This window comes from Streptomyces sp. NPDC001732 (genome assembly GCF_053596315.1).
The window spans coordinates 1-12,441 of sequence record NZ_JBSFFY010000109.1 but is presented as its reverse complement, the minus strand read 5'-3'; the positions used below and the strand labels follow the sequence as shown (position 1 = coordinate 12,441).

Below are 12,441 nucleotides of genomic sequence, written 5' to 3'. Positions count from 1 at the left end.
CTGATTCGTGACCGACGGTGCTACCAGGTCACACCCCCAGTGACAGCGGCGGCTTGACATCAGCATTGGGAAGCACCTGGACGAGGTCTTCATCAGAATCAACGGAGAGCAGAAGTATGTGTGGCGGGCCGTCGACGCCGACGGCAACGTGCTCGACATCCTGGTCCAGAACCGCCGGGACACCGCCGCGGCCCGGCGGTTCTTCCGCAGGCTGATGACGAAGACGGGCAGGGTGCCGCGGGTGGTCGTCACCGACAAGCTGCGTTCCTACGGGGCGGCCCACCGCGAGGTGATGCCCTCGGTCGAGCACCGCTCCCACAAGGGCCTGAACAACCGGGCCGAGAACAGCCACCAGCCCACCCGCCAGCGCGAACGCGCCATGAAGGGATTCCGCAGCATCGGTGGAGCACAGCGGTTCCTGGCCGCGTTCAGTGGCATCTCACCCCACTTCCGGCCCCGCCGCCACCTGATGACCGCCGCCCCCTACCGCGCCGAGATGACCGTCCGCTTCGCCATCTGGGACCAGATCACCGGCGCTGCAAGCCGGCCCATCACGGCCTGACCCCAGGACCAGACCGCAAGCCCCACCATGCCCCAACGCGCCGTCAGGCACCCACACACCCAACAACGTGACAGCGCCCATCCGCGAGCTCGGCTGAGTGCCGTCCGACGCGTCCGCCCGACACCCTGCCGCGCTTCCCGCACGATCTCGCCTCTGGAGGCGTCGATGACGGCGAACGCGGCGCCGGCCGCGGGCAGGCCCTTGCCCTGGAGATCGCCGATCAGCACCCGGGTTCCCCACGGGGAGGCCACGACGTCGTAGATGTCGCCGCCGACGAGCCGGTCCTCCTGGACGGGCTCGTACAGGCCGTCGACCAGGACCTCGTCGGTGAGCATGGGCAGCGGGCGCAGGATGTGGCGCTGCATCGCCGCAGCGGTGGAGCGCAGCCGCAGCATCTCGTTCTCACGGCGGATACGACGGTGGCAGGCGTAGACGGAGGCCGCTCCCAGGGCGAGGGTGAGCACCATCATGAGGAGCCGGTCGAGCCACGACGCCCGTCCCCGTGCCGGACCAGCACGGTGACGACAACCACGAGAAGGGGCCACGCGGACACGAGCTTCGTCTGGCGTACGGTGCACAGCACGGACGCCGCCCCCGGCAGGAACACAAGGAGCCCGAGAAGCCACACCGGCGACTCGGACAGGGCGCCGAGGAGCATCACCACGAAGGTCACCGACAGCACGAGGATCATTACCTCGGTGTTGCGCAGTGGTTCGATGGACTCGAAGGGGCGCGCGACTTTCTTCGGACGCGGATGGGGCACGGGACCTTCCGATCAGGAGGTGTACTCCCTGCACGCTGGGCAGGCCCGGCCGTGGGGTGGGCGGCGCCCCGCCGGACGGCGTGCCCTGTGCGACGACCAGTACGGCGCGCAGGGTGTGCGGCCGGTGCTTCCGGGAGGCCGGACCGGGTGTCCCGGGCGACGCGTACAAGGTGTCCGGGGTGACGTGTACAACAGGCAGCGGCCGGTGGCGGCGTCGTGACGTTGGGATACGGTTCGGCTGGGAACCGCCCGCTCGGTCCATCCGAGCTGCGCCGAGGTCCGGACACGGCGGCCGCCCGAGGGGGAGCTGGATGCTGCAGGCATTGGGACTGGGACCGGCCGAAGAGGCCGTCTACACCGTGCTACTGGCCCGGCCGACGGCCTCCGCGCAGGACCTCGCCCGGCAGACCGGAATCGAGCAGGCCGAGACCATTCGCATCCTGCTCGACCTGACCGCACGCGGCCTGGTGGCGGTCGCCACCGAGGCCGGGAGCGGGGCGCCCGCCCTGGCCAACCGCAGGGCCGGCCACCAGACCGCCCGCTACCGGCTGACACCCCCTTCGGTGGCCCTGGCCCCGTTCCTTGTCGAGCAGCGCAATGCACTGCACCGGGCCGAGACCGCGTTCTCGATGCTGACCGAGCAGTACCGCAGTACCGCCGCGCACTCTGCGGGCAGCGTCGTCGAGGTGGTCGTCGGCGTGGAACAGGTCGCGCACCGGTTCCACCAACTGCAGCGCGGCGCCCAGCGGGAGTTGCTGGTCTTCCTCGTTGGCGAGCCCATCGCGGTGCCGCGCGAGGAAGCCGACATGTCGGAGAATTCCGCGCTGGACCGCGGAGTCGACTTCCGGGTGGTGGCCGCCAAGGGCTATCTCGACGGTCTCGACGTGGCACAGGATCTGAGGGCGGCCATCGCGGCAGGTCTCGCACTTCGCCTGGTCGAATCGCTGCCGCTGAAGATGGTCGTGTCGGACCGGGAGCGTGCCATGGTGCCCCTGGACATGGCGGACTCCGGCGGCGAGCCGAGCGCCATTGTGGTGTACCGCAGCGGCCTGCTGACGGCCCTGGTCCACCTCTTCGAGAAGGAGTGGGCCCAGGCCCGGCCGCTGTACACCACCCCCACGGGAGTGCGCGTGGATGCGGAGGCCGATCGGCAGCCGACCGAGGGGGAGCTGGAGGTCCTCGCCCTGCTGCTGGCAGGGATCTCCGACCGGCGGGCGGCCTCCCAACTCGGCGTCTCCATACGCACCGTGGAGCGACGGACCCGCCGGCTGATGGACCTGGCAGGAGCGGACTCACGCCTGCAACTCGGTTGGCACGCCGCCCGCGCCGGCTGGCTCTGACCTTCTCCGCGGCCTCCGCGGATCTCCTCCGATCCACTCGGCCCTCTCGGCGTCCTCGGCCCGATGGCCCAGGAGCCTGCGGGGCGCACAGCCCGGCCCGGCCGATGAACGAATGGATGTGACTGTGTGTCGGGAAACCGACATGCGGGAAACCCGCCACGCACGGCGTCCCTACACGATCCGGATGTCTGCCAGGCTGCAGCCGCAGCACGGCATGTTCACGGCCTCGAGTAGGGAGATTCATGCGTTCCACAACACGTATAGCCTTGGGCGCGGCGACCGCCGCCGTCCTGGCCGTCACAGCGGTCACGCCATCCGGGGCGGTGGATTCGCCGCCTGACGGCGCCTCGGGGAAGCGGCCCATCGTCGGCAGCGGGACCAAGGCAACGGGTGGCAAGCAGGTGCCGGTCACGCTCGTCACCGGCGACAAGGTGCTGGTGACCACGGACGCGTCGGGCCGCAGCTCGGCGGCCGTGCTGCCCCGCGAGGACGGCACACAGCCAATAGTCCAGACCTATCAGCGGGGCAAGGACCTCTACGTCTACCCGGAGGACGCCTCCCGGGCGATCGCCGAGGGCAAGGTCGACGAGCAGCTGTTCAACGTCACCGGGCTCATCCGCCAGGGATACGACGACGCCCACACCGACACACTGCCGCTCATCGCCACGTATCAGAACAGCGTGAACGTTGCCGAAGGCGCACCGGCGGCCCCACGCGGGGCGAAGCGGGGCTTGAGCCTCCCGGCTGTGGACGGCGTCGCGCTCAAGGCCGGCAAGGACACCGCCGCCACCTTCTGGCAGGACGTCACCAACACCCGCTCACGTTCCGCCGCCGCGCTGAAGAAGCTGTGGCTGGACGGCAAGGTCGAGGCCACGCTGGACCGGTCCACCGCGCAGGTGCACGCGCCGGAGGCCTGGGCGGCTGGCTACGACGGCAAGGGCACCAAGGTCGCCGTGCTGGACACGGGCGCGGACGTCGAGCACCCGGACCTGGCGGGCCGGACCGCCGCGGCCAAGAACTTCACCGACTCCCAGGATGTCAAGGACCGGCAGGGGCACGGCACCCACACTGCCTCCACGGTCGGCGGGTCCGGAGCGGCCAGTGACGGCCGCAAGAAGGGCGTCGCCCCCGGGACCGACCTGCTCATCGGCAAGGTTCTCAACGACTACGGCTACGGCCTGGACTCCTGGATCATCGCGGGCATGCAGTGGGCCGTCGACCAGAAGGCCGACGTCGTCTCCATGAGCCTGGGCAACCCCGCGATCGGCGACTGCAACGACCCGATGGCCCAGGCCACGAAGCAGCTCTCGGAGAGCACCCACACCCTGTTCGTCGTCGCCGCCGGCAACGCCGGTTCGGGTACCGAGACCGTCTCCTCGCCCGGCTGTGTGCCCGACGTGCTGACCGTGGGCGCCGTCGACCGCGATGACACCACCGCGTGGTTCTCCAGCCGCGGCCCCGTGGCCGTCACGCACACCCTCAAGCCCGAGATCGCCGCCCCCGGCGTCGACATCTCCGCGGCCAACGCGGGGGGCCGCGGCGTCTACGCCTACCGGACGATGTCCGGCACCTCCATGGCCACGCCACATGTCGCGGGCGCCGCGGCCGTCATCCGCCAGGCCCACCCGGACTGGACCGCACAGCAGATCAAGGCCGCTCTGGTCTCCTCCGCCCGCACCGGCGGCAAGGTCGCCGGCGCCGACCAGACCGGCGGCGGGGTACTCGACGTGTTCGGCGCGGTGAACCAGCAGGTGCTCTCCGCGCCCGCCGTCCAGGCCGGCAGCTACAACTGGCCGCAGGACGCCTCGGACCGCACCACGGTGAAGGTGCCCTTCACCAACACCAGCGGCAGCGACCTCACCCTGAACCTGAAGGTCAGCGGCCTGCACGGCAACGACGGCAGCGATGTCCATTCCGGCATCGTCAAGCTGGAGGAGGGCAAGGTGAGGGTCCCTGCGGGGGCCACCGCTCAGGTGCCGCTGCGGATCGACCCCACCGCCCGCCTGCAGGACGCCCAGTACGGTGCGGTCACCGGCCGGATCCTGGCCACCGGCGGCGATGTCCACGTCTCCGTGCCCGTCACGCTCTACGTCCAGCCGGAGACGGTCACCCTCCGGGTCAAGACCATCGACCGCAACGGCAAGCCCGCGACCGGCAGTTCCTCCCTGGACCTCGTCAGCCTGGACATCGACAAGGGAGAGCGCCGCAACAACCAGGGCGCGACCGAGCAGACATACCGCGTCCGCCCAGGCGACTACGCCCTCAGCAGCTTTGTGGCGACGTACAACGCGAACAACGCGGCCGAATCGGTCAGCTACCTCGCACGCCCGCAGCTCCGGATCACCGATGACACCACCGTCGTCCTCGACGCGCGCAAGGCCCACCGGCTGAGCCTGCACACCGAACGCCCCTCGAAGGTGAACAACCTCACGTTCAGCTACTCCCGCACGTGGGACGACACCTGGCAGCTCACCGGAACGCTCATGTCCGGCGACACCGTCCAGAACTTCTACGCAGACATCGACGGACGTGCCAAGAACGGCACCTTCGAGTTCCGACCCACCTGGCGCGCCGACGGCTCCGAGGGCGGCTCGCCCTACGTCTACAACCTGTCGTTCCCGACCTCGGAACCGCTGCGCTCCGACCAGGTCTACGACCCCAAGGACTCGAAACTGGCCCAGGTCACGGAAACGTGGAACGCCATGGGGAAGAAGGCCGACTACATCGACGCGATGTTCATCCGCCCCTCCGGCAGCGGCGGCGCCTACATCCCGGTGAGCCCGTTCGGCACGGTTCATGTGCCCGGTACCCGCACCGCCTACTACACGAGCGGCGACGACGCCTGGTATCACGGTGCGATGACCAGCTTCCCGTTCGCCGCGTTCATGGGCGACCAGGAGCGCACCTACAAGGCCGGACAACGGAGCACCGAGGAGTGGTACGCAGGCCCCCTGCGGCCGGCCGCGCCGCGCGACACCGACGGCAGCCCGATGCTGACCGCCGAGCGGCAGGGCGACCTGGTCGGCTTCCAGAACGCGCTCTGGGCCGACGGCTCCGGTGACCACTGGTCCTACGGCGGGTCGTTCGGCGACCTCGGCAACCTGAGGCTGAAGCGCAACGGCGAAGAGATCGGCCGGAGCATCGACCCCTACGGCGTGTTCGAGGTGCCGGACGAGGACTCCGCGTACGAGCTCACCCAGAACCTGGAGAAGATCGACACTTCGGACCGGAACTGGCTGCGCTCCACTGCTGTCACCACCACCTGGAGCTTCCGCTCCCACCGGGAGCCGGATGTCTACTCGCGCGGCCTGCCGATCCTCCACCCGGTGTACGACGTGCCGGTGGACGGCCTGAACACCCTGCCAGCGAAGAGCGGCATCAAGGTCGGTCTGTCGGTCGAGGGTCACGCCGGATACACCCCGGGCGCGATCAAGGCGGTCACGCTGTCCTACTCCTACGACGGCGGCACCACCTGGACCAAGGCGCCGACCGAGCAGCACGACGGCAAGTGGACGGCCGTCCTCGACCACACCGGCGCCGCCAGCAAGCAGGTCACGACGAAGGCCACCTTCACCGACGCCAACGGCAACGCGGTCACCCAGACCGTCACCCGCGCCTACGACGTCCGGTAACCGCACGGTCCGGCCGGGCGCTCTCCCACAATGGGGGCGCGCCCGGCCTGCCGCCCGCGGAGGTCCGTTGAGTGTCCCGATGCCCTCTCCCGTCAGAAATGTGCGATATGGGAGCGTGGGCAGGTGAGTGAAGACGACGACTGAAACCCTGCAGTACCCCTTTGACGGGCTGCAGGACGCACCCATCCTGGCCCTGGGCCTCTCCCTCGGCACCTCATGGCACATGTTGTGGATCGCGTCCTATGCGGTCCATGTGGTCCATGCGAGGTGTATAAGCACAGGTCAGGTCGATGTGGTCCAGGAGCGTCGTCGCTGTTGGTGAGACGCGCGTGAGAGGCGAGGAACCCCCGTCGGCCGGTGCTGACGGGGGTTCCGCGTGTGGCGACGCGTCGCGGCCTTACGGTGGGCTGACACGCCGACGTGCCTTGCCCGGCTCTCCTGACGCAGCGTGTCGAGATCCGGCCCGACTCCCGACTCCTCCCCGGCACGTCCCATCTCTGACCGGCCGTTCCGGGGCATTTCCGGGCGGAGGGAGCGAGGCGGACTTCATGTCCAGAGCTGTTCGCCGAGAGTCCCGGAGGATGCGGCGCCGGGCAGGACGTAGGCCACGGTCGAGGCCCGGTGTTGGAGGAATGGGGTGAGGGCGTCGTGGGCGGCCAGGCGTTTGAACTGATGGAGCAGGGCGAAGGTCTGCTCGACGACATAGCGAAGCTTGCCCAGACCTTCGATGTTCGGGGCGCCCCTGCGGGAGATCACCGGCAGGATCCAGCGCTTGCGTAGTTCGCGGCGGCTGGGGTTGGAGTCGTAGCCCTTGTCGCCGAGCAGGGCCTGGGGACGTCGTCGGGGCCGGCCCGGGCGTCCGGCGACGGGCGGGATGCCGTCGACCAGGGTGAGGGGCTGGGTGACGTCGTTGACGTTGGCGGCGGTGGTGACGACCTTCAGCGGGGTGCCGCGTCCGTCGCAGATCAGATGGTGCTTGCTGTCCGTCTTCCGCCGGTCGACCGGCGACGGACCGGTGTCGGATCCCCCTTTTTCGCGCGGACATGGGAGCCGTCGACGCATGCTCGGGACCAGTCCAGCTCGCCGGCCGCGTTCAGCTCTGCGAGCAGGATCCGGTGCAGCCGGTCGAAGACCACGGCCTGCTGTCACCGCTCAAGGCGCCGCCAGCAGGTCTGCCCGGAGCCGAACCCCAGCTCCAGGGGCAGTAGTTGCCAGGCGATGTCGTTGTGCAGCACATATAGGATGCCCTGGAGGCACAGGCGGTCCGGGACCGGCCGCGGCCCCGGCGACCGCTCGGGCCAGGGCGGCAGCATCGGCTCGATCAGAGCCCACAAGTCGTCGTCCACGATCCACGGCCGGGTAGTCCACCATCCTGAACGGCCGAATCGTCATACCGGTCACGGCCGACCAGGGACGTTCAACAAGATCGTGTATACGAGTTCTTGGGCACGATGTCATTCGGATGGCATTTCTGGCATCTCCGTGAGACAGCGCAGTGTCCTGCCGCATTAAAGCCAGCGGATTCCCACGTCATCGCTGGCTGGTTCCGCAACTGCCATTACGGGGCTGGGCTGGCGACCAGCCCCGTAATCACCCGGATCGGTGCTGGGGGCGCTCATCACGCTGAGCGTCTTCTTCGTGAGGGAAGCGCCTCCCGATTTCGGATCTCGTATCCTCCGCCTTCCCTGACGGCCCGGAGCGCACCAGCGGTCCGGGCCGTCGTCGTGTTCGGGAAGCGAGCCGCGGCGGTGTTCCGTCAGACAGGATGCCTACGGATCCGCCAGAAGGCGAGGGCGGCCAGGAGGGCCGTCAGGGCGGCGAAGAGTGCGGTTTCCAAGTACTGGAAGGTCCAATAGCGGTCGGCTGGCTGCTCGGCGATCTCGACGTGGACGTTGCCTTTGGCCAGGCAGGTGGGCAGCTCAGAGAGTGAACTGCGGTCCATGCAGTCCTGAAACCACGTGGTGTGGCCGACCTCCTTGCCCGCGGAGTCGAGGATCGGGCTGGTCTCGACGACCCACGGTCCGCCGGGGATTCGCAGGCCGCCGATGTCCCCGTAGGTACCGATCTTCATCAGGCGGCCGACCAGTTCGGCGGTGAGTGGCACCGAGGTGCGGGCGGGCGCTTCGTAGTGCGGGCGGATCATTGTGGGTACAGCGATCTGGAGCACGGCGAAGACCACCAGCGTGGCGGCCATGGCGGGCACAGCACGGCGAAGGACCAGGCCCAGGGTGGCGCCCAGGGTGAAGGCAAAGGCCGCGTAGCCCAGCGGAGCGATGTTGCGCGAGGCGAAGAGCGCCGGTTCGAAGCGGTTGTTGAGGACGTTGGCGACCGGGCCGGTCGCCCAGGTCAGCAGCAGGCTGTACAGGCCGGCGCAGGTCATGCTCACCAGGCCCACCAGGCCGAGTTTGGCCGCGAGCCACCGGCTGCGGGTCACGCTCTGGTTCCACACCATGCGGTGGGTGCCGTCCTCCAGTTCCCGGGCGATGAGCGGTGCGCCCCAGAAGACCCCGAGGGCACCGGGGACAGCGAGCAGCAGGTAGCCGAGCAGATCGGTCTGGAGGCTGTAGCGGTCGGCGAAGGCACCCAGCGGGCCGGCACAGGCGTCACGATTCGCGCAGTGGGTGAGGGTGTCGTCGTACGCGCCGTGGATCTGCCCGCCGAGCACGACGAGGTACACGGCGAGGAGCAGGAGCGCCCCGAGGCCCACCAGCGCCTGGGTTCGGAACTGGCGCCAGGCCATCCAGATCATCGGTGGGCCTCCACGGCAGTCGGAACAGGTCGGCCATCGGTCCGGTCCGTTTGGCCGAGGTAGGCGAGGACCAGCTCTTCGAGGCCTACGTCCGCCGTCGCCCATGGACCGCCGGCCAGCAGCCTGCGGTCGGCACGGACCAGGGCGGTCCTCTCCTGCTCGGTGCGGTCGGTGAGCGCGATGACATCTGCATCGGCGGGCAGGGCCGAGAGGGCGGAGCGAGCGCCGGTGATCCGGACGTGGCCGGCCAGCAGCTCTGTCACATCACCGGCCAGCTGGATCCGGGAGTCCGCCAGCACGATCAGGTAGTCACAGACCCGTTCCACGTCGGGCAGGGCGTGGGAGGAGAGGATGGCGGCGGCGCCCAGTTCGGTGACGGACTCCATCAGGTGGTCCAGGAAGGCACGCCGGGCCAACGGGTCCAGGGCGGCGGCGGGCTCGTCGAAGATCAGCAGCTCGGGTCGTTTGGCTGCCGCGAGGGTCAGGGCGAGCTGGGCACGCTGGCCGCCGGAGAGCCGGCCGGCCTTCTGCCGGGGGTCGAGGTCTATGCGGGCGAGGCGGCGCCGGGCAAGTTCCGGATCCCAGCCGGGATTGAGCCGGGCGCCCATCCGCAGGTGGTCGGCGACGGACAGTTCGGCGTAGACGGGTGTGTCCTGGGCGACGAAGCCGACCTTGGCCAGGTGGGCGGAGCCGGCGGCGGGTGTGGCGCCCAGTACGCGGATCGTGCCCGAGCTGGGTGTGATCAGTCCGCTGGCCAGTTGCAGCAGCGTCGATTTGCCGGCGCCGTTCGGGCCGACCAGTCCGATCACCCGTCCGGGCGGGACGTTCAGGTCACAGTCGGTGAGCGCGTGGTGGCGGCCGTACCGCTTGCTGAGCTTCACGGCTTTCAGTACCGGTGTCATGTGTTCTCCCCTCCGGGTCAGCCACGAGGGGCGCGCTTTGCGCGCCACGACTCGACGAACCGGTACGCGCCGTAGCCGACTGCGATCAGCACGGCGAGGTTGAGCGCCCACCAGGCGTACAGCAGCGGGCTTCGTTCGGTCTTCTCGGCGTGCGCCGCCGCGGCGAGCAGGAGGGGTGCAGAGGTGAAATCAGGCATGTGGCCAGCCTGTTGAGCGGCCGCAGGCCACGCACCGGCCGAAGGGACGCATCCGGGTGCACGGAGCCGTACTTTCGGCTGGTTCGGCGATCCGCCAGGGCGGGCTAGCGTGAGCCGGGTGAGTACAGCAGAGCGGCCGGTCTGCAGGCCGACAATCGTGGTGAACGCGACGCTGGGCGCATTCTTCGCGCTCGTACTGACCGTCGTGGCGGTGCAGTACAGCATGCAGGGCCGTGTCTGGGTCGTCGATGCGTGCGTCGGCGCCCTCGTCTGCCTGATCGCACTCGGCAGGGAGCGCCATCGGGGCTGGGCCGCCGCGGCCGGCCTGGTCGTCGCGGGGGCGGGCGCGGTGATCGCCGGGGTCGCGGATCTGCCGGGCGAGCCCGGCGCCGGCGCCGTCGCGGGGCTGCTCGTCCTCGGCGGCTCCGCTGCGAGAACGCTCCCGTGGCGCCCGACCGTTGCCGTCGCTTCAGCCGGGCTGGCGCTGATGGCCGCCGGGCTGCTGACCGCCGAGGGTCCGGGAACGCCCCTCCGGGTGGGGGTCGAGGGCTGGATCCTCGCGCTCGGGGCCGGGCTGGGGCTGCGCTTCGTGGACTTCCGCCGACGGGCCGTCACCGACACGGTCCGGCAGGAGGAGAGGCTCGCTCTGGCACGGGAGTTGCATGATGTGGTCGCCCATCACATCGCTGGCATCGTCGTCCAGGCCCAGGCCGCGCGGATCGTGGTCAGGCGGCGGCCCGAGAGTCTGGATGCCGCTCTCGCCGACATCGAGGAGGCCGGTGGCGAGGCGCTCACCGCGATGCGACGGGTAGTCGGGCTGCTGCGCGATACCGACGACGTCGCCACCACGGCTCCCACCGCACCCGGTCGGCAGGAACTGACCGAACTGGTCCGCCGGTTCGACGGGCACGGCCCCGAGGTGTACCTGCGGCTGCCCGCCGACCCCGCGCCCTGGGCACCCGAAGTGGCCACCACCGTCCACCGGATCGTCCAGGAGTCCCTGACCAACATCGCCCGCCACGCCGGACATGCCCGCTCCGCCGTCATCGACATCGCCCACGGCCCGGATGGCGTCACCGTCACGGTCACCGACGACGCCCCGCCCGGCTACACCTGGCCCAAACACCACAGCGGCTTCGGCCTCATCGGCATGCGCGAACGCGTCGAGGCACTCGGCGGCCACCTCAGCGCCGGCCCCGGCCGGGACACCGGCTGGTCGGTCCGCGCAATCCTGCCCGCCCCCGGCAAGGAGACCCGTTGAGCATCCGCGTCCTGCTCGCCGACGACCAGGCGATGATCCGCAGCGGCCTGCGCCTCATCCTGGAGGACCAGGACGACATCACCGTGGTCGGCGAAGCCGCCGACGGCGCCGAAGCGGTCGAACTCGCCCGCCGACTGCGCCCGGACGTGTGCCTGGTCGACATCCGCATGCCCAAACTGGACGGCATCGACGTCACCCGTGCCCTGGCCGGACCCGGAATCACCGACCCGCTCCGGGTAGTCATCGTCACCACCTTTGACCTGGACGAGTACGTCCACGGCGCACTGCACGCCGGGGCGGTCGGCTTCGTCCTCAAAGGCGCCGCCCCCGCCCTGCTCACCGAGGCCGTCCGGGCCGCACACGCCGGGGACGCCCTGATCTCCCCGTCCATCACCCTGCGCCTGCTCCGCGACCTCGCCCCGGCGCGGACGGCGTCCGCAGCCCGACCCGCACGGCCGCTCTCGGCACGGGAGATGGATGTGATCCGGGCCATCGCCCGGGGCCGCACCAACCAGGAGATCGCCACCGCGCTGTTCATCACCCTCAGCACCGTCAAGAGCCATCTGGCTACCATTCAGGACAAACTCGGCGTCCGCAATCGCGTCGAGATCGCCGCCTGGGCCTGGCAGAGCCGCCTCATGGACTCCTGGGGACCACACACCTGAGCACGTGAAGAGGGCTCGGTGCCGGTGCTGTTGGGTCTGGTCTCGTTCGCTCCAGCACAAAGGTCCAAGGCCGTAGTCGGGCCTCCTCGGGCCGGCTCAGATGCCGCCGGGCGGCGGAAAAGGACACGGAAGTGAAACGAACCGGTGGGGGGCACCACCTGAGACAAGCCACATCAGAGCTGGTCAGCGAAGCGCTAAGAGGACATCGGGAATGCGAACCTACATCGGCGTGGGGCGCGCTGGACACGGTCCGCCTCTACCAGAATGTGGTGGCCGCCGACACTCTCTACACCCTCACGATGACCACCGAGGTGTGCGAGAAGCTCGGGCTGGCGACCGTGCCCCGGGAGGTGACGCCGGGCCTGCGCCC

The 12,441-nt window shown here is 69.8% G+C and carries 7 protein-coding genes and 3 pseudogenes; 5 read left to right on the top strand and 5 right to left on the bottom strand.

What is annotated here, in order from left to right:
* Window positions 1-73: 73 nt before the first annotated feature.
* Window positions 74-562 (top strand): annotated as a pseudogene (locus tag ACWCXX_RS38870) (IS6 family transposase); the annotation flags it as partial.
* 134 nt (window positions 563-696) lie between these two features.
* Here the strand turns inward: ACWCXX_RS38870 and ACWCXX_RS38865 are convergent.
* Window positions 697-1,325 (bottom strand): annotated as a pseudogene (locus ACWCXX_RS38865) (serine/threonine-protein phosphatase); the annotation flags it as partial.
* Window positions 1,326-1,636: 311 nt separating this feature from the next.
* On the opposite strand from ACWCXX_RS38865, the gene ACWCXX_RS38860 reads away from it, so the two are divergent.
* Together ACWCXX_RS38860 and ACWCXX_RS38855 are read left to right on the top strand one after the other, a co-directional pair.
* Window positions 1,637-2,665 (top strand): helix-turn-helix domain-containing protein, encoded by a 1,029-nt coding sequence (locus ACWCXX_RS38860; protein ID WP_451135712.1) that lies wholly within the window; start codon window positions 1,637-1,639, stop codon window positions 2,663-2,665.
* 242 nt (window positions 2,666-2,907) lie between these two features.
* Window positions 2,908-6,297: a S8 family serine peptidase gene (locus ACWCXX_RS38855; RefSeq protein ID WP_451135710.1), complete on the top strand. Its 3,390-nt coding sequence runs from the start codon at window positions 2,908-2,910 to the stop codon at window positions 6,295-6,297.
* A 546-nt stretch (window positions 6,298-6,843) separates the two neighbouring features.
* On the opposite strand, the pseudogene ACWCXX_RS38850 reads toward ACWCXX_RS38855, so the two are convergent.
* The 4 genes and pseudogenes from ACWCXX_RS38850 to ACWCXX_RS38835 form a co-directional block, all read right to left on the bottom strand.
* Window positions 6,844-7,610 (bottom strand): annotated as a pseudogene (locus tag ACWCXX_RS38850) (IS5 family transposase).
* A gap of 443 nt (window positions 7,611-8,053) precedes the next feature.
* On the bottom strand, window positions 8,054-9,046 hold the full coding sequence (locus ACWCXX_RS38845; RefSeq protein WP_451135708.1) for an ABC transporter permease subunit: 993 nt from the start codon (window positions 9,044-9,046) through the stop codon (window positions 8,054-8,056).
* Window positions 9,043-9,948 carry an ABC transporter ATP-binding protein gene (locus ACWCXX_RS38840; RefSeq protein ID WP_451135706.1) on the bottom strand — a complete coding sequence of 302 codons (906 nt, stop codon included), beginning with the start codon at window positions 9,946-9,948 and terminating at the stop codon, window positions 9,043-9,045. Before ACWCXX_RS38840 ends, ACWCXX_RS38845 begins: the two co-directional genes overlap by 4 nt.
* 17 nt (window positions 9,949-9,965) lie before the next feature.
* Window positions 9,966-10,145 (bottom strand): hypothetical protein, encoded by a 180-nt coding sequence (locus tag ACWCXX_RS38835; protein WP_451135704.1) that lies wholly within the window; start codon window positions 10,143-10,145, stop codon window positions 9,966-9,968.
* Between the two features lie 118 nt (window positions 10,146-10,263).
* On the opposite strand from ACWCXX_RS38835, the gene ACWCXX_RS38830 reads away from it, so the two are divergent.
* Both ACWCXX_RS38830 and ACWCXX_RS38825 read left to right on the top strand, forming a co-directional pair.
* Window positions 10,264-11,406, top strand: coding sequence for a sensor histidine kinase (locus ACWCXX_RS38830; protein WP_451135702.1), 1,143 nt, complete (start codon window positions 10,264-10,266; stop codon window positions 11,404-11,406).
* Entirely contained in the window at window positions 11,403-12,071 is a 669-nt protein-coding gene (locus ACWCXX_RS38825) for a response regulator (RefSeq protein WP_451135700.1), read from the top strand. The genes ACWCXX_RS38830 and ACWCXX_RS38825 overlap by 4 nt, the downstream gene beginning before the upstream one ends.
* Window positions 12,072-12,441: the final 370 nt, after the last annotated feature.

Coding starts and splice junctions, on each gene's coding strand:
- ACWCXX_RS38860 (WP_451135712.1), top strand. CDS start 1,637: ATGCTGCAGGCATTGGGACTGGGACCGGCCGAAGAGGCCGTCTACACC.
- ACWCXX_RS38855 (WP_451135710.1), top strand. CDS start 2,908: ATGCGTTCCACAACACGTATAGCCTTGGGCGCGGCGACCGCCGCCGTC.
- ACWCXX_RS38845 (WP_451135708.1), bottom strand. CDS start 9,046: ATGATCTGGATGGCCTGGCGCCAGTTCCGAACCCAGGCGCTGGTGGGC.
- ACWCXX_RS38840 (WP_451135706.1), bottom strand. CDS start 9,948: ATGACACCGGTACTGAAAGCCGTGAAGCTCAGCAAGCGGTACGGCCGC.
- ACWCXX_RS38835 (WP_451135704.1), bottom strand. CDS start 10,145: ATGCCTGATTTCACCTCTGCACCCCTCCTGCTCGCCGCGGCGGCGCAC.